Below are 18,453 nucleotides of genomic sequence, written 5' to 3'. Positions count from 1 at the left end.
TTTTAAAAATCAAACTCTATAATTTCTTTGTCGGTTAACATTTGCTCTACAAATTTCTGGTGATTTTTAGGCGTTCCGGTTGCAGTCCAGTTGCCAGTAATTATATTATTGATAAGTTGATGTTTTCCGCGTTGCGGTTTTAATTTGTTCTCTTTAAATACTTTTTCATAACTCTCAAAATCGCCGTAAGCCTGTTGCTTTTTTACAATCCTATAAAAGCGTTTGGTAAAGCGTCTATCGCCAATTTCTTCTAAAAAAGGAAATACAATTAAGGCGAATAAAACCACTCCTGTTACGCCAATGGCTTGTTCATAAAATCCTGAACCTATGGCCATTCCTATTGCAGCCACAATCCAGATTATGCAAGCAGTTGTTAAGCCCTTAACCCTATTCTCTTCTTTAAAAATTACACCAGCGCCTAAAAAACCAATTCCGGTAACAATATTTGATGCAATACGATCATGACTGCTTAATCCAATTTTTATAGAGAGAATGGTAAATAGCGTAGAACCCAGCCCAATCATCATCATGGTTTTCAAACCAGCAGATTTGCTTCTATACTCTCTTTCGGCGCCTATTAAGCCACACAATAAGGTTGCCAGCAAGAATTTATTGACTTCACTTTGCGTAATAAAATGCTGGTTTTCGATTAGTTCATTCATCGCTTTGCCTAAATGTTAGGGCAAATTAATAAAAATCATAACATCTTAATCCATTTGCACGGCCATAATTAGAACTATTAGACCAATATTTTTCGTAACCTACACCAATTTCTGATGTTCCACCTGTGTTGGTGTAATTTAGCTTTGATGTTGTTGCATCATGGCTTAAGCCAATCCGAAATTTTTCACCATTGGTTCTTCTATTAAAAATATCGAATATTACGGAAAACACAATCGCATCATTGCCATTGGTTCCGCCATCATTTCTATACCAAACTCCAGCGTTTACGCCAGCATATTTAAACTGCGTACCTAAACTAAACGACATCACATTTTGCTGGCGATAAGCAACTATGGAAGGAATTAAGTATGCGCCATCGCGGTCGTACCTATCCGGGATAATTGCCAATTTGTAGCTCATATTAGCAGAATATCGCATCGGCAACCTGGCTTGGTAGCCTGCAAGTGATTCATCTGGCCGATTTAAATGGTGAACGCCCAAACCAAGCATAAAATTTTTATAAACGATGTTTCCGCCAGCGGCGGCATCAAAATAAAAACGGCTATCTACATTTGGCCTTTCAGCACCAGAAATTCCGCCTGGAATAATTCCGGCATTGATGTCGATCTGATCGCCAAAAACCAATTTATCCCAATTTAGCTTTTGGTTGGTTATACCACCTTGCAAACCGAAGGAAAGTGTGAAATCCTCGCCGCCAATAATGTAAGAGTAACTTAAGGCAATATTGTTTTTTTGCAGATAAGCAGTTCCTTCGCTACTTCGGTTAAAAATTATTCCAACGCCACTATTTAGTTTCTGAAGGTTTAAATCGGCCGATGCGCTCATGTAAGAAAAATCGCCAGAAAGACCCGTCCACTGATTGCGGTATAATGCGTTGAAACGAACATCGCCCTCAAACTGCCCGGTTAACGCGGGATTTAAGTAAATAGGAGAATTATAAAACTGGCTGTAAATGTGGTCTTGCCCTCTACTAAAAAAAGGTAGGCCGATAAACAATATAACTACGTTAATCCAACTGCGCTTCATCATCTTATTAAATATATTGTTCCGGTTTTTCTTGGTGCCGAGTTGTCGTAAGTCATTCCTTTCCAATCGCTACCATTAATAAATTTTACTTCAATTTTCCAAAAATATACACCCTGTGGTTGCTCCTGACCGTTAAAAGTTCCATCCCATCCTTCTGATGGTGCCCCATCATCAAGTTTTGTGGTTTCCCACAAGGCTTGTCCCCATTTATTAAAAACGGTCATTTTCCAGGTATCAATTCCTCTTCCTTTTGCTTTAAAAGTTCTTAATTCATTTTTAGCACTGGCAGGCATAAAAGAGTTTGGCACTTGCAGAGTTCCCGGAACACCAATTACCCTAACCATTTGCATTGAGGTAGCCGAACATCCTTCTTTATTGATAATTTTAAGCGTAACGATGTATTCACCTACATTGCTATACGTATGTGTTGGGTTTTGAAGGGTAGATTTCGAACCATCACCAAAAGTCCATTCCCAACTTCCGGCACCATTAATACTTGCATCTCTGAAATTGAAAGTATAGTTAGGGATAGAAAGCTCATTACCCGGCAACACCGTAAAATTTGATTGTGGAGGATTAACCAACTGGATATAATTAGTTAAAACGGAGGTGTTTTTACAGCCTAAGGTATTTGTAGCAGTTAGGCTAACGGTGTAATTGATGCCGTTACCTCTGTAAGTGTGTTCAGGTTCGATTTGGGTAGATGTTGTGCCATCACCAAAATCCCACAGAAAACTTATGCCATTTACGCTGTTGTTTTTAAATTTCACCAGCGTTCCATCACAGCCCACGGTTTTATCTGATGTAAAGCTTACGGTAGGCTGTTCAAGCACAACAATTGTTTCGTTGGTATAATTTATAGAACAATCGTTTGAAGTGTATAAGGTAACCAGATAAGTGCCGGGTTTGGTAAAAGTATGGGCAACCATTTCGGGCGATGAACTTGTTAGCGCAGAACTGCCATCGCCAAAGTTGTAATAAAATGTACTTGCACCTTTGGTATTGTTATAAAAATCTACTGTATGCGGTGCACAACCTTTTAACTGAGTAGCATTAACCACCAATTCGGGTGTTATGTTGTTTGGTGAAACTCTTATTGTATATTGAGATACACTAGCGCCGCAATCATTTACGGCAGTCATTTTTACAACGTAATCTGTAACTGCGATTGTTGTGTAGGTATGTGTAACTTTATTTTTATCTGAAACCGTTAACAAAGGGCTTCCATCACCAAAATCGTATGTAAAACTGGTATAATTTCCGGGCGATGTATTGCTAAATGAAGTTGTAAAAGGCGAGCAGCCCGAAGTTTTATCTGGTGAAAAAACAGAAACAGCTGCCGCTTTTACTAACACCGTTGATGTTTTGGTAATTTCTCCGCAAGGCGTTGTTGCTTTTAAGGTTACCGTATAAGTGATGTCATTTCCATCCGGGTCTGAACGATAATCAATTCTTGGAGGATTGGCCAGATTTGAGGTGGTACCATTACCAAAATCCCAAAAGAATGTAGAACCAGTTAAATCTGATGATGTGTTTACAAAGTTTACACTAAACGGTCCGCATGCAGCCGTTTTATCTTGAGTGTAAGAAACCGTTATGTTATCTCTTGTTGTAAAGGATTGCGAAATTTCATCTCCTAAACAACCAGTTGGGCTTATTACAACCAGTTTAATATCTATCTTTTCATTGCTGTTGGTGATGGTATAACCTGGAAAAACTGCTCCAGTTCCAATTTGCACATCGTTTGCAAACCAGGTGTATGTTGCATTCCTTCCGGGATAAAGGCCGGCTTGAATAATTGCAGGGGTTAAAGCAAATGGCGCACAACCAATTGCAGTAGTGTAAATAATCTCAGCCTTTGCGTTCTGATTAACCGTTATCGCTACAATATTGCTAATATTTGCTGAGCCACCTGAACAAGCACCGCTGGTAACTAATCTTCTGTAGCGGATGCTCACTGTTGGCTGAGGCGGCGTATAATCCTTGGCTGTCGCACCGGCAACGTCTGTCCAGGTTGTTCCGTTAAAACTCGATTGCCATTGATAATTGAAAGTTCCATCAGCGCCTGATGGTAAGGTACCTGTTAAAGCATTTACTGGAGTTCCAGTGCAAATCGTTTGGTCAGCAGAAATGGTGTTATTTGTGATGGCTGGTAAAACATCCAGTTCTATTAAATTACTTTCTGAGGAACAAGAACCGCTTGTAATCACTCTTCTGAATTGTATTTTAGAACTTACTGAAATTGTCAAATCTTTTGTGTTTTTTCCAGGCAAATTAGCCCAGGTTATTCCATCGGCACTGCTTTGCCATTGATAAGTATAAGTTCCGGTTCCACCGATAGGCGTTGAACCAACTACTGTAATGCTTTGCCCTGAACAAACTGTTGTTGAGCTTAAACTTATTGTATTTACAATGGCTGTAGGGTAGCTAATCACTACATCATCGTAACTTCCTGGGCATAGTCCTCCGGAAAGCGTCCATCTAAATCCATAATTATTTCCTGGTGATAAGTCTGCGACTGTAGTATTATATTGAGTTGGGTTGGAAATAGTTACTGTCGGTCCTGCAGTTTGTGTCCATAAACCAGCCTCGTTATTTCCTGCCAATATTGCTGTAGAACCTACACATATATTTTGGTCAAGCCCTGCGTCCGCACCTTGAACAATTACGGTTTGAGGGGCAGACACAACAGCGCCACAAGCGCCGCTTGAGACACTTAAGGTGATTGTATAAATTCCGGCAGTATTGAAATTAAAAATAGGATCTTTACTAGCTGCTGTTGTACCACCAGAAAAAGTAATCGCAGGCGTAACGGTCCATAAATACGTTGGTACTGCGTTACAAGTATTATCAATTTCAGATGTATTCACAGGTGTAAGAATGCTAGGTGCACAAACTGTAGTACTAGGTAAAGTAAATAAGGGTTTAGGCGGATCTTGAATACAGATTTCCTGCTCCACAGGATCTGCGTCACATGCTCCAGAACTTACAGAAATTAATCTAACTTTATGTATTCCACGAGTAAGAAACTTGTGAACAAAATTATAAGATCGTGATTTATTTGCCTGAACAAGTACTCCATCAACATACCAGTTATAAAGTACATTATTTGGCTCGCAACCAGCAGAGGTGGTGTTCGGATTTTCTCCTAATTGAGATGTATTCTCAAAAGTTATCTCAGTATTTGTACATGCCGGACTTACAAAACTAAATGAATTGATAGGCTTAATTACAACCTTTGCATAAGCACTTAATGGGTCGCCAAGGTTTCCACAGAAATCATTAGCTACCCTAATGGATACAGTAAATGCATTGTAAATCGGCCCCGAAGCTGTATTCGATACCCGACCACAAGAAGAAGTAGTATAATCATGTCCAACCTTACCGCCAGCCTTAAAAATATCACAATAAGTATAAGTGGTTGAGGTACCATCGCCCCAATTAATAACATATTTATCACCCGGAAAATTATTTAAGATTCCACTTGCAGTTAAATCAACATTAAATTGATAGGAAGCCAGCGGTAAACAAACCGGATTATTATTTATTGTAGCAAATGCAGTTGTAGCTTGGTTATTGATGATAAAATAAGCTTTGGTTCCAACAGTTCCATCGGGCATGGTGGCCTTTGCAAAAATAGTGTAGTGAGCCAGTTGTGCGGTAAATGTTTGAGGTGTATTCAAACTTACGGACGTTGTAACTCCAGTTATTTCATTTTTAATACTTGCATTAACAGTAGCATTTGCAGATGAATTACTTGAAAGGGCAAGTTCGTAATTTGCTCTGGTAATACAAGGACCAAAAGCCTCTTGCCCGGCAGGTGTATTTAGTGTTGTAGATAAAACTTCAGCCCTAACGGGTGTGCCAGCTTTTACTTCAAACGCAGCAGACTCTGCACTAACATCGGCTGGTGCAGTTGATTTAACTCTAACCTTATAACCAGTTCCAACAGGTGTATTTGCAGGAATTATTCCATTTACATAAGTACTATAAAATCCGGTGTATGTTCCAATTCTTCGTTCAGAAGCGAAACTACCATTCGAATCAGAAAGATAAAGCTCAAAAACGTTCGTTGTTGAGATGCATGATGCATTGCCGATGGTAAACGGAACAGCAATAGTACTCCCGGGGGTATATGGGCCAGCGTCCACACCGCTCACAGTTAATTGTGCAGATGCATTTAAAGCAACAAATAACAATGTCGAGAAAACAAATACAGCAACTGTAATTTGTTTACACCAAATTTTCATAAATCTTTAATAATAGGGGATTATTAAAGAAATTCCTTCACAAAAAAGCACGACAAATTGATAGCGCCGCTAAGACTTATGTTAAATCAGTTTGTTTGGTAAAATTTTGTTCGATAGGGATAATCTTCAATAGTTTTTACAGTTCAAATCTATCTAATCCGTATCGATCTATCTAAAATTTTACACGAAAGCCAAGTAATTAGCTATCAAAACCCTTCCAAATGCATTTCAAGAGATTTTTAAATAAAAAAATCCCTCAAAACTAAAGTTCTGAGGGATTTCTATAATGTAAAAGTTTAAAGTTTTTTGCAATACTTGCAACCTTCAACTTTTCTCTTTCAATTTTTGTTACATCATGCCGCCCATGCCGCCGCCACCCATTGGAGGATGAGCTGCTGCACCACCTTCTTCAGGCTCGTCTGCCAAAACAACTTCTGTTGTTAATAACATAGCTGCAATAGATGCCGCATTTTCTAAAGCTACACGAGAAACTTTAGTTGGGTCGATAACACCAGCACCAATTAAGTTTTCGTAAACATCAGTACGAGCATTGTAACCAAAATCTGCAGTACCTTCTTTTACTTTTTGTACTACAATAGAACCTTCAATACCTGCGTTTTCGCAAATTTGACGTAATGGCTCTTCAATTGCACGACGAATAATTTGAATACCAGTATTCTCATCTTCGTTGCTGCCTTTTAAATCAGCTAAAGATGCTACCGCACGGATGAAGGCAACACCACCACCTGCAACAATACCTTCTTCTACAGCTGCACGAGTTGCGTGTAAAGCATCATCAACACGGTCTTTTTTCTCTTTCATTTCAACTTCACTAGCTGCACCTACATAAAGAACAGCAACACCGCCAGCTAATTTAGCTAAGCGCTCTTGTAATTTTTCTTTATCGTAATCAGATGTAGTTGTTTCGATTTGAGCTTTAATTTGGCTAACACGAGATTTAATATCTTCTGAGTTACCGGCACCATTAATTACAGTGGTATTGTCTTTATCAACAACAACTTTTTCAGCAGAACCTAAGTAAGTTAAATCAGCATTTTCTAATTTATAACCTCTTTCTTCCGATACAACGATACCACCAGTTAAGATAGCGATGTCTTCTAACATTGCTTTTCTTCTATCACCAAAACCTGGAGCTTTAACCGCAACAACTTTTAACGAACCACGGATTTTGTTAACTACTAAAGTAGCTAAAGCTTCGCCATCTAAATCTTCAGAAATAATAACTAAAGGCTTACCAGTTTGAACAGTTTTTTCTAAAACCGGCAACAATTCTTTCATGTTGCTGATTTTTTTGTCGTAGATTAAAATGTAAGGATTATCTAATTCAGCTTCCATTTTATCTGCATTGGTAACAAAGTACGGAGATAAATAACCTCTGTCGAATTGCATACCTTCAACTGTTTTAACCTCAGTTTCAGTACCTTTTGCTTCTTCAACAGTTATTACACCATCTTTACCAACTTTACTCATTGCCTCAGCAATTAACGAACCGATAACCTCATCGTTATTTGCGGAGATAGATGCAACTTGTTTAATTTTGTTATTGTCTTCACCAACTGTTTGAGATTGCTCTCTTAAGTTAGCCACAACAGCAGCAACAGCTTTATCGATACCGCGTTTTAAATCCATTGGATTTGCACCCGCAGCAACGTTTTTAATACCTGTTGTAATAATTGCCTGAGCCAAAACTGTTGCAGTTGTAGTTCCATCACCAGCAATATCGGCTGTTTTTGAAGCTACTTCTTTAACCATTTGTGCACCCATGTTTTCAACCGCATCTTTCAATTCGATTTCTTTAGCAACCGTAACACCATCTTTAGTGATAGCCGGAGAACCGAATTTTTTATCGATAATAACATTACGGCCTTTCGGACCTAAAGTTACTTTTACTGCATTAGCTAAGATATCAACACCACGTTTCAGGGCGTCGCGTGCTTCCACGTTATATTTTACTTGTTTTGACATTTTGATTTAAGATTTTAGAATTATGATTTACGATCATTTTAATCGCGTCATCTTTCAACTTTTAACTTTCTAATTTTAACTTATAATTATCCTACAACAGCGTAGATATCAGTTTCACGCATAATTAGGTAATCTTTACCTTCGTAAGGGAATTCGGTACCACCGTATTTACCATAAATTACAACATCGCCAACTTTTACACTAGCTTTTTTACCTTCAGAATCTTCTTCAGAAACAGAAACTACAGTTCCTTTAGATGGTTTTTCTTTTGCAGTATCAGGGATATACAAACCCGATGCAGTTTTTTCTTCTGCCGCAGCTGGTTCAACAATAACTCTGTTCGAACTGCCAGCAATTGGTTTTAGGTTTAACGCCATAACTTTTATTAATTTTTTATTTTGATTTAAGTTTTTTAACTAAGCATACAATTAACACTTATTATGCCAAGCAGCATCTAGGGACAAATTTGCCAATTTTTCAAACCAATACAGAGTGTTGCGTGTCAGCTTGGCAGAGCTTATGAAAAAAATTCGCAGTTAATTATGATTTGGGAAAGAACATCGGTTGCATTTTGGTTCGGGTTGGCTCAGCTTTTCGCTGCAATTGGATTTAGGTAAACGTTATTTGGCTGAAGCCGTATTGCCACATAAAAACAGGCAGCTAAAGCAGCCTGCAGTGAATTGCATATGCTTTATAAAAATTTATCAGGGGAATTTGTGTTCATAGCCTTTAGTTATAACCAACTTATCTTTAGAAGAATATAATTGTATTTTAACGAAAAAAGCTTTCCCTTTTGAGGAAAGCTTTTTAAAATACTTTGTTTGCTTAAACTATTTCTTAGTTGTATCTGCCGGAGCAGGAGCAACCGGAGTTGCACTTTTAGTTGCGCCACCACCAATTGGAGAAGGTGTAGGCATTTTGTTTAAACGTTCCTGTAATTCTGTGTTGCCAGTTGCTGCTGAGCCGCCTGATTTCCCTATAGTAGTAATACCTAATGTTAAAACAACAATAACGGCTAACAAAATCCACGATCCTTTTTCTAAAACATCGCCTGTACGTTGCACACCAAACATATTGCTGGTACCTCCACCTGTTGCTAAACCACCACCTTTAGGGTTTTGTACTAAAACAAATAAGCCTAAAGCTACACACGCAACGATTAATAAAATGATTAAAAGGGTTATCATGATAAAATATATTTTATAATTTCTTTTCTATAGATTGGATAAGGTCGGCAAAGTAACCACTTTTTTCTGGATATTTCAAACTTAATTTTTTATAAGTATCTATGGCCTTGTGGTAAAGCATTTGTTCTATGTAAATCTTTGCCAGTGTTTCCGAAACTAAGTCGTAATGGTCTTCAGCGCTTTTTTTCGCCTTATTTTCATTATCTATCTGTTCTGGTTTTGGCGCTTTTATGGTTGGGTCTTCCTTCAAAAACCGCTCTATAATTTCAGCACCTTTAACATCTTTTACTTCTGCAGAAGGATATTCAGCCAAATGATCAGCAACTTCAAAAGGTGTTTGAATGTGAAAAATATGCTCAACATATTGCTGCTGAAAGGCAGCTTGTTGTTGAGGTTTAACTTCTGGTTGCTTTACAACAGCAGCACTAGGCTGTGCATAAGGTTGAAATATCTGCTCATGCTCTTTTCTGGTTTTAGCAAGCCACCATAAGAAAGTGTACGGCATTTTATCATCATCATATTTTGATAAATAGCTATTTTCAGGCTCATCGGGAATTACAGTTTCAATATCCGGAGCTATAGCAACCACATCGGTACTTAACTTTTTCTCAAAGGCAAAGAAATCAGAAGAAACTACACTTTCAATATAATCTTCATCCTTAATTTCTGTTTGAAATTCTTCTTCGGCAATTTGCGTAGCAACACTAGCTTCAGTAATTGGTTTTGCAATCGTCTGCACCTCGCCAATTTCTTCAAAAACCTCAGGCTCCTCTTCTAATTCAATATATTCAGCTTCAAAAGTTTCTATCTCAGGTAAAACTTTTGCCGCAGTTGTTTCTGCATCTTCAATTTTCTGCTGCTGCTCAATTTCTTCAACAACAATTTCATCCTCTACTTCGGCTTCCTGCAAAATATTGTACAAAACATTGCCATTACTATACAAAGCAGCCTTCGGAACAAACTCAGCATCAGCTTTTGCTAAAAGTAAATGAATAGGCTGTGCATAAGGGTATTGTGCCAACATATCCAACAATGCCGACGCGTGTGTCTTCCTTACTTTTCCGGGTTGAGCCAATAAATCTGTAAGAAGCTGTTTGTTATTCATTGTTGAGGTTTGCTACTAAGTTAAAAATTGAAGTCGATTTTTAAAATTTTTAGCTACCACTGCGCAAAGGCACGGTTAAAAATATCTTCGGTTAATTGTTTATTTATGTTCTCTATAGCCTGTGGCTGTACGGCTTGCAAAGACCCACCCAAAGGGAAGTCAAAAAAACGGGTAAAACTTTCTTCAAAACTCTCCTTTTCGTGGCCTTCAATATTGTTTTTGTACTTAACAGAAATGGTAATGGTTAAGCGGTTGTTTGAAGCCGTTGGTGTTCTGCTAGAGGTTAAAGCCACCGGTTTAATATCATAACCTGTAATTTTACCTTCAAATATTGCATCGCCATCATTCGGCGTAATGCTCAGTTTAGTTTGCGTTCTTATCCGAGATTTTAATGCCTCTGTAAAATTCTGGCTCAAAGTAGGTACAACCAGCGGTGCCGTATTTTCAAAAAAACGAACCGTAACTGTTTTTAAACCTTCGGTTGATGCCCCGCTAAATGTATAGGCACATGAGCTTAGGATGGCGGTTAAAAAAAGTGCAAATATTTTAATTCTCATTTTGATAAATTCAGTTTGAACAAGGATGGATGATGGCTTTACAAATTTAGTTCTTTAATCTTTCTGTAAAGCGTTCGCTCTGATATTCCTAACTCCTGTGCCGCAAACTTTCTTTTTCCCTTATGCTTTTTTAATGCTTTCTTAATTAAATCCGATTCCTTATCTACCAACGATAAAGATTCTTCAATTTCTTCAGCATCATGTGCAAAATAATCAGAATTATTGTTGTTATTGATGTTGTTGTTTGGCGCCGGGTGCTGTATGGTAAAGGCGTGTTCTTGGCCGGCCGGTAACTCTACATCTCTATAAAGCTGATTAATATATTGAGGGTTATCAGCCAAAACAGTAGCCGTATTTCCGCCATGCTGGATAATCTCAGCAACCAGTTTTTTAAGCTCCACCATATCCTTCTTCATATCAAAAAGCACTTTATACAAAATATCTCTTTCTGTAAAATCTTCTTTTGATTGCGCATTTATCGCCATTGGCAAATTGCTGCCGGCTTCATTTGGAATATAGTTTAAAATTGCTTGTGCGGTAACGTTTCTATCTTTTTCTAATACGCAAATTTGCTCGGCAATATTTTTTAACTGGCGAACATTTCCCGGCCAGCTGTAATTGGTTAAAATCTGAACTGCCTCGGGCTCTAACTGCAAACCTGGCGAACGATATTTATCGCTGAAATCGGCAGCAAATTTTCTGAAAAGTAAATAAATATCTTCTTTACGTTCTTGTAAAGCAGGAATTCGTAACGGAACCGTGTTTAATCTGTAGTATAAGTCTTCACGAAATTTTCCGTTTTTAACACGATTATAAACATCAACATTTGTTGCTGCAATAATACGAACATCGGTTTTCTGCACTTTAGATGAACCCACGCGTAAATATTCGCCGCTTTCTAAAATTCTTAATAAACGAGCCTGAGTTCCAAGTGGTAATTCAGCAACCTCATCTAAAAATATTGTACCGCCGTTTGCTACCTCAAAATAACCTTTCCGGGCCTCGTGAGCTCCTGTAAAAGAGCCTTTTTCATGTCCGAATAGTTCTGAATCTATGGTCCCTTCCGGAATGGCCCCGCAATTAACGGCGATAAAAGCACCATGCTTGCGGGCACTCATTTGATGGATAATTTGCGAAAAAACCTCTTTACCACTACCACTTTCGCCGGTAATTAAAACCGACATATCCGTTGGCGCAACCTGACTGGCAATATCTATGGCACGATTAAGCAATGGCGAATTACCAATAATCCCGAATCGTTGTTTAATATTTTGTGTATCCATTCTTTAGTATCAAGTATTAACAAACCAACTCCGTCATTTCGAGGCACGAAGCAAATCTTACAAATTAGGTTAAAGCAACCGCATTAAGATTGCTTCGTGCCTCGCAATGACGAAAACACTAAACTATCTTTCCTATCAGCGTAGCTGAAGTACATCTTTCAATGTAAACATTTGCATACTGACCAGGTTTAACGCCTTCTATCGCTGGGAAAATTGCCATCGCTCCGCTATCGCCTCTTCCACAATAATCTTTATCTGATTTTTTTGATGTACCTTCAATTAAAACGCGAACCGTTTTACCAACCCATTCCTGCAAACGCATTAACGAATGTGCTTGTTGCTTTGCTAAAATCTCAGCTAAGCGGCGCTTTTTAACATCCTCCGGAATATCATCCTCCAGTTTACGAGCCGCCAAAGTTCCTGGTCGCTCAGAATAGGTGAAGTTATATGCAAAATCATACTGAACATAATCCATCATGCTTAACGTTTCCTGATGCTCTTCTTCCGTTTCGGTACAAAAACCGGCAATAATATCTGTAGAAATTGCACAACCAGGAATAATATTTCTAATCGCATCGATTCGATTGATGTACCATTCGCGGGTGTAAGTTCTGTTCATTAACTCCAAAACACGGGTATTACCAGATTGCACCGGTAAATGGATATAGTTGCAAATGTTATCGTATTTGGCGATGGTATGTAAAACCTCATCGGTAATATCTTTAGGGTGCGAAGTAGAAAAACGAACTCTTAAATCGGGACTAACCAATGCCGTTTGCTCCAAAAGCTGAGCAAAGTTTACCGTTTCAGCCCCATCTTCTGATGTCCATGTATATGAATCTACGTTTTGCCCTAGAAGTGTAACTTCACGGTATCCGGCTTCGAAAAGTGTTCTAGCTTCTTCAATAATCGAGTGTGCATCGCGGCTGCGTTCCCGCCCGCGGGTAAAAGGCACTACGCAAAACGAACACATATTGTTACAGCCACGGGTAATCGAAATAAAAGCAGTAATGCCATTACTGTTTAAACGTACCGGACTAATATCGGCATAAGTTTCCTCGCGGGATAATAAAACATTAACCGCTTTATGTCCGCTTTCGACTTGTTCTATAAGGTTAGGCAAATCGCGGTAAGCATCCGGACCTACCACAACATCAACTAAACGTTCTTCTTCTAAAAATTTAGATTTTAAACGTTCTGCCATACAACCTAAAACCCCTACAATTAACTTTGGATTACGGCGTTTTTCTACCCCAAATTGCGAAAGACGATTTCTTACCCTTGTTTCTGCGTTTTCACGAATTGAACAAGTATTAATGAAAATCACATCTGCCTGATGATAATCTCCAGTGGTTTCAAATCCAGTTTCTGAAAGAATGGAAGCTACAATTTCACTATCGGCGAAATTCATTGCACAACCATAACTTTCAATATATAATTTACGGGCATCGGCTTTAATTGGGGCTTCTAAAATTAAAGCTTCACCTTGCCTGGCCTCGTCGTGTGTTTTATCCTGTACTTGTAAATCAATCATTCCTTTAAAAACATTTTGGGATTGCAAAAATACACAAATAAAATTAAAAGTGACAAATTGACATATTTAGTTTAAATGTTTACAAAGTGATTATTTTATAGTGATTTCCGTTACAACCATAAACTTTGGCCTTGGTAAAAATTATTAAATTTGCCATTATGCTTAAATCGGAGATAAGAAAAATAGCCTCAAAAGAGCGGAAATTATTAAGTGATGAAGATTGTGAAAGGCAGAGCATGTTGTTGTTGCAACAATTTAAACTGCTTGATTTTAGCGCAATTAAAACCATTCACATTTTCCTGCCAATCATTGAAAAGAAAGAACCAAATACCTTTTTAATTACTGAATGGCTTGCAGAAAATCATCCAGAAATTAAAATTATTGTGCCCAAAGCAGATTTTGAAACTGCTTTAATGACCAATCATGAATATATGGGAATTAGTGATTTAGAAAAAAATCTTTACAATATTTTAGAACCTCAGAAAGGAAACATTTATAACGGAGAAGTTGATTTGGTTTTAATTCCGCTTTTAGCTTTTGATAAAATGGGTTATCGAGTTGGCTACGGTAAAGGATTTTACGACCGTTTTTTGCAAAATATAAATGCTCAAAAAATAGGCTTATCTTTGAGGCCTGCAATAGATAAAATTGATGACGTAAACGAATACGACATTAAATTAGATTACTGCATTACACCAACAGAAACCATCAAATTTATTTAACACATCATGCCACAGGAAATCGTAATTAAAACCGAAAAACAATACGAAGACAACATGATTGCTGTTTTTGAATTGCAGGAAAAAGAAGAGCTTAGCGCTGAAGATTTAAAGCAAATTGAATTGATGCTGAAAGCTGGAGAGAAATATGAGGCGGAGCATTTGTAATTGAATTATTAATGGACGTTATTCCCAATTTAATTGGAAATCCTAAAGAGGCTAGTCAATTGCTTTAAGATTCCCGCTTTCGCGAGAATGACGAGCAAACGAAAAACCTTCTTGATTTAGACGTGTGTGCCGTCATTTCGAATGAAGCAAAGCGTAACTGAGAAATCTTTGTAACTAATTTAAAAGATTTAGCTTGGCCGAGCACTTCGTGGTTCTCCACTTCGGTCGAAATGACGACTGAACTTACCTCCTATTAGGATTTTAGAGAATAAAATCCACATAAATCCTCGCAATCTGCAGAAACAATTTAAACCTGTGCTTTCACAAAATCACTTACTAAATAAGCAATCAGTTTAGATGTTAATTTGCTTACTCTTCCATCAAGCAATCTTGTAGCACCTTCGCTAATATGCAAATATGAAAACCTCGTCTTACTGGTCAGGATTATTTTCCGAATGTCATTTACCGAAAACCCAGATGGTGTTTCTGCGCTAGAAAGCACATTCTGAATGCAATCTAAATCTATTTCCAAGCCAAAACCATCAACTAACTGAGACAACATATCATTAAATTCATCGCCTTTTAAAATATCATCAAAAAAAATGGCGTTTAATTTTGGGTTGCTATCAATTTGAGATAAAATTGTCTCATTATTATAGTTTTGATGCAAACCAAACATGAAATAATTATTCAAATATTTTTCGATAATTGCGTAAGTAAATCCGTTTCCGCTATGTCTGCCTTCGGGTTCTCGTAAATCTGCATGAGCATCTATATTTAAAACATTAATGGGATTTTTTTTAGCTAAAGATGCTCCTTTAATTATTGGATATGCGTTATTATGCCCTCCACCAATTACAATAGGAATTTTTCCTGCTGCAACAATTTTTTGGATTACGGGAAAAATCAAATTATCGATTTCATTAACTTTTTTTCTTAATCCCCCAATGGTAGAATTTTCAGGTTCTTCAATTTCAAAATGACCAAGCACTAAAATTTCTTCGCCAGATAAAAACCGATTGCTTTGAATATTTAAAATAGCCATTAAAGCTGGTCGCCAGGTTGTAGAAGCGCCGGCAACACCTGCGTTTGCCCGAATACCAATATCTTCAGGTACGCCTAAAAGCACAAATTTTGAATTTGATGCTTCAAAATCATCTAAAGAAGAAATAGTTTGAACCTTTTCGCCTAGCTTGGTTTCTCCTTCGCGATAAATAATCAAGCTGTTTATATCGCTTTGCGAATATATTTTTAGATTATCCATTATAAATTTCGCCATTTAAAATGATGGTTTCTATTTGCGTTTCGCCGAAGCTATACGGCAAATAGGCTATTGAAGGCATCGACTTTGTAATAAATAAATTTGCTTTTTTACCGATTGCGATGCTGCCATAACCATTACTAATTTCCATAGCTGCTGCGCCGTTTAATGTAGCTGCATTAATGGCTTGCTCTGGTTGCATTTTAAGTTTTATACAGCCCAATGAAACTACAAAATTCATATTTCCCGATGGTGTTGAACCTGGGTTATAATCGCTGGCAAGCGCAACAGCAATATTTTCGGCAATTAAGTTTTTAGCATCTGCAAAAGGTATTCCTAAATAAAACGAGCATGAAGGTAAAAGTGTTGCAATTGTATTGCTGTTTTTTAATGCATGAATGGTTTGCTGATTTGTTTCTTCAAGATGATCGACAGAAATTGCATTATTCTGTATGCCGATTTCTACAGCCCCAGAAATTGAAAGTTGATTGGCATGTATTTTTGGTTTCAAACCATCTTTTGCACCAGCCTTTAAAATTTCATCGGTTTGTGAAACCGAAAAAAAACCTTTTTCACAAAAAACATCAATGTAATCGGCTAATTTTTCAGTTGCTATTTGGGGCAACATTTCGTTAATAATCAAATCGATGTAACCCTGCTGATTTTCTTTAAACTTAACAGGAAAAGCGTGTGCCGCCAAAAAGGTGGCTTTTACAGGAATTGGAAAATTAGCCTTTAACCTTTTAATTACCCGAAGCATTTTCAGTTCGCTTTCTACGGTTAATCCATAGCCACTTTTGATTTCAACAGCGCCGGTTCCTTGCAAAATCATTTGTTTTAAGCGGATTGATGCACTTTCAAAAAGTTCATCTTCGCTTGCTTGCTGAAGTTTATTTGCTGAATTTAAAATGCCGCCGCCAGCTGCAGCAATTTCTTCATAGGTTTTACCTTGAATTTTTAAGGAAAATTCTTCTTCCCGCGAAGCGGCGAAAACAATATGTGAATGGCTATCGCACCAGGACGGGAAAACGTATTTACCATTTACATTGATTGATGGAAGTTGTAAAATGGTAGATGGAATTTCACTCATCTTACCAAAATCTTTAATCAAATCATCTTCAATTAAAAGCCAAGCATTATCCAGAACAGGTAAATTGCTCAATTCACTGCCGCGAAGAACTAATTTATCTTTTGGATGTATGCCGACAAGGCCTTTAATGTTTGTTATAAGCATTTGGTTAGTTTTTATTATCAAGCAGTAAGACTCGGGTATCAAGATTATACTCAGATTCCATTATCCGTTTTCGGTATTTTATCATTCCATTTCCAATAAAACCGGACAATGGTCGGAGTGAATGGCATCTGGTAAAATTTTAACGTTTTTTAGCCGGTTTTCCATTGCTTTTGTAACCAAATGATAATCGATGCGCCAACCCAAATTTTTACCTCTAGAACCTGCCCGGTAGCTCCACCAAGTATAATGATGTGGGTCCTTATTGAAATGGCGGAAAGCATCTACAAAACCATTCTCTAAAAATAGCTGCATCCATTCGCGTTCCTCTGGCAAAAAACCCGATGAATTTGCGTTCGATTTAGGGTTATGAATATCAATAGAAGTATGGCAAATGTTATAATCTCCACTAACAATAAGATTTGGGATTTCTTTGCGAAGTTCGCCAATGTAAACATCAAAAAACTTCATAAAAGCATACTTTTTCAACTGCCTTTCGTCTCCACTCGAACCAGAAGGCATGTATAAACTCATCAAGGAAAAATCATCAAAATCTGCCCTTAAAATTCTGCCTTCCTTATCAATCCATTCTTCGCCACAACCGTATTCTACATGGTTAGGTTTTAACTTGCTTAAAATTGCAACGCCACTGTAACCCTTTTTTTCTGCCGGATACCAGTAATGATGGTACCCAAGTTGCTCCACCAAGGCAATAATTTCAGGTATTTGAGTGGGCATCGCTTTAATTTCCTGAAGGCAAACCATATCTGCATTCGTAGCCTGCAACCAACCGAAGAAGTTTTTAGTGCTTGCCGCCCTAATTCCATTTACATTGTAGGAGATAATTTTCATAGTTCCATTCTACGATTGAAATCGTAGTTTAAATCATTTTTCCAAAAGTCCATATAATTTTAAGAACCTATCATATTCATCTTGAAAATTTTTCTTCCTGTGGTGTTCTTTCTGATTTTTAATATATTGATGGACACGTTCTAAAACTGACTCACTTACCGAAAAAGCTGCATAACCTGTTTGCCATGAAAATTTGGTCTGAATCAAATTTTCTTCAGTCATAAAATGAGATGAACTTCCTTTTATCTGCTTAATAACTTCAGCGATTGACTTTTTAGGATTCAATAGAAATAGACAATGAATATGGTCTGGCATTCCATTTATTATCCTAACCACACATCCCATTTCAATGAATTGAGTATATATAAAATCATAAAGTCTTTTTTCTATCTGAGGTCTAATAAAATGTTCTCTTTCTTTTGTTGCCCAAATTGCATGAATCCAGATTTTGTTATATGAATGAGACATCGGCTTTAATTTAGATTTCTTAAATGCCACGATTGAAATCGTGGGCAATATGGCAATTAGAAACTAATATAGTTATAAAAGAACCCATTCTTCCAGTATTGAAATCTAAGGAAATATAGCGAAGAAATTATTAAAGAACCTT

General features: G+C 37.4%; 16 protein-coding genes. 2 read left to right on the top strand and 14 right to left on the bottom strand.

Annotated elements, in window-relative coordinates; translation table 11 throughout:
- Window positions 1-2 precede the first annotated feature (2 nt).
- From LUA90_RS06025 to miaB, 10 genes are all read right to left on the bottom strand, one after another.
- Window positions 3-662, bottom strand: coding sequence for an MgtC/SapB family protein (locus tag LUA90_RS06025; RefSeq protein WP_231458680.1), 660 nt, complete (start codon window positions 660-662; stop codon window positions 3-5).
- A 25-nt stretch (window positions 663-687) separates the two neighbouring features.
- On the bottom strand, window positions 688-1,713 hold the full coding sequence (locus tag LUA90_RS06020) for a PorP/SprF family type IX secretion system membrane protein (RefSeq protein WP_231458679.1): 1,026 nt from the start codon (window positions 1,711-1,713) through the stop codon (window positions 688-690).
- A complete protein-coding gene (locus tag LUA90_RS06015) occupies window positions 1,710-5,960 on the bottom strand; it encodes a PKD domain-containing protein (protein ID WP_231490602.1) in 4,251 nt (1,416 codons plus the stop codon). Before LUA90_RS06015 ends, LUA90_RS06020 begins: the two co-directional genes overlap by 4 nt.
- Window positions 5,961-6,308: 348 nt before the next feature.
- On the bottom strand, window positions 6,309-7,946 hold the full coding sequence (groL, locus tag LUA90_RS06010) for a chaperonin GroEL (protein ID WP_231458677.1): 1,638 nt from the start codon (window positions 7,944-7,946) through the stop codon (window positions 6,309-6,311).
- Window positions 7,947-8,032: 86 nt separating this feature from the next.
- A complete protein-coding gene (groES, locus tag LUA90_RS06005; protein WP_025141798.1) occupies window positions 8,033-8,323 on the bottom strand; it encodes a co-chaperone GroES in 291 nt (96 codons plus the stop codon).
- Between the two features lie 453 nt (window positions 8,324-8,776).
- Complete coding sequence (secG, locus tag LUA90_RS06000) at window positions 8,777-9,133, bottom strand: preprotein translocase subunit SecG (RefSeq protein ID WP_231458676.1); 357 nt, start codon at window positions 9,131-9,133, stop codon at window positions 8,777-8,779.
- A 13-nt stretch (window positions 9,134-9,146) separates the two neighbouring features.
- A complete protein-coding gene (locus LUA90_RS05995) occupies window positions 9,147-10,238 on the bottom strand; it encodes a hypothetical protein (protein ID WP_231458675.1) in 1,092 nt (363 codons plus the stop codon).
- Window positions 10,239-10,291: 53 nt separating this feature from the next.
- A complete protein-coding gene (locus LUA90_RS05990) occupies window positions 10,292-10,795 on the bottom strand; it encodes an LptE family protein (protein WP_231458674.1) in 504 nt (167 codons plus the stop codon).
- Between the two features lie 38 nt (window positions 10,796-10,833).
- On the bottom strand, window positions 10,834-12,078 hold the full coding sequence (locus tag LUA90_RS05985; protein ID WP_231458673.1) for a sigma 54-interacting transcriptional regulator: 1,245 nt from the start codon (window positions 12,076-12,078) through the stop codon (window positions 10,834-10,836).
- A gap of 118 nt (window positions 12,079-12,196) precedes the next feature.
- Complete coding sequence (miaB, locus tag LUA90_RS05980) at window positions 12,197-13,612, bottom strand: tRNA (N6-isopentenyl adenosine(37)-C2)-methylthiotransferase MiaB (protein WP_231458672.1); 1,416 nt, start codon at window positions 13,610-13,612, stop codon at window positions 12,197-12,199.
- A gap of 158 nt (window positions 13,613-13,770) precedes the next feature.
- On the opposite strand from miaB, the gene LUA90_RS05975 reads away from it, so the two are divergent.
- Both LUA90_RS05975 and LUA90_RS05970 read left to right on the top strand, forming a co-directional pair.
- Window positions 13,771-14,334: a 5-formyltetrahydrofolate cyclo-ligase gene (locus tag LUA90_RS05975; protein WP_231458671.1), complete on the top strand. Its 564-nt coding sequence runs from the start codon at window positions 13,771-13,773 to the stop codon at window positions 14,332-14,334.
- Between the two features lie 6 nt (window positions 14,335-14,340).
- Window positions 14,341-14,499, top strand: a complete 159-nt coding sequence (locus LUA90_RS05970) for a hypothetical protein (protein WP_231458670.1) — start codon at window positions 14,341-14,343, stop codon at window positions 14,497-14,499.
- Window positions 14,500-14,806: 307 nt separating this feature from the next.
- On the opposite strand, the gene LUA90_RS05965 is transcribed toward LUA90_RS05970, so the two are convergent.
- The 4 genes from LUA90_RS05965 to tnpA all read right to left on the bottom strand — a co-directional run bounded on the left by LUA90_RS05965 (window position 14,807) and on the right by tnpA (window position 18,311).
- On the bottom strand, window positions 14,807-15,763 hold the full coding sequence (locus LUA90_RS05965) for a formimidoylglutamase (RefSeq protein WP_231458669.1): 957 nt from the start codon (window positions 15,761-15,763) through the stop codon (window positions 14,807-14,809).
- Window positions 15,756-16,994 carry an imidazolonepropionase gene (gene hutI / locus LUA90_RS05960; RefSeq protein WP_231458668.1) on the bottom strand — a complete coding sequence of 413 codons (1,239 nt, stop codon included), beginning with the start codon at window positions 16,992-16,994 and terminating at the stop codon, window positions 15,756-15,758. The genes LUA90_RS05965 and hutI overlap by 8 nt, the downstream gene beginning before the upstream one ends.
- An 81-nt stretch (window positions 16,995-17,075) precedes the next feature.
- Window positions 17,076-17,843, bottom strand: a complete 768-nt coding sequence (locus LUA90_RS05955; RefSeq protein ID WP_231458667.1) for an exodeoxyribonuclease III — start codon at window positions 17,841-17,843, stop codon at window positions 17,076-17,078.
- A 33-nt stretch (window positions 17,844-17,876) separates the two neighbouring features.
- On the bottom strand, window positions 17,877-18,311 hold the full coding sequence (tnpA, locus tag LUA90_RS05950) for an IS200/IS605 family transposase (protein WP_231458666.1): 435 nt from the start codon (window positions 18,309-18,311) through the stop codon (window positions 17,877-17,879).
- Between the last annotated feature and the right edge of the window lie 142 nt (window positions 18,312-18,453).

Origin of the sequence: Pedobacter sp. Leaf170 (assembly GCF_920984665.1) — a bacterium.
Classification (GTDB): Bacteria; Bacteroidota; Bacteroidia; order Sphingobacteriales; family Sphingobacteriaceae; genus Pedobacter.
Note: the sequence above shows the minus strand (reverse complement) of the source record. Positions and strands in the feature narration are given on the sequence as shown.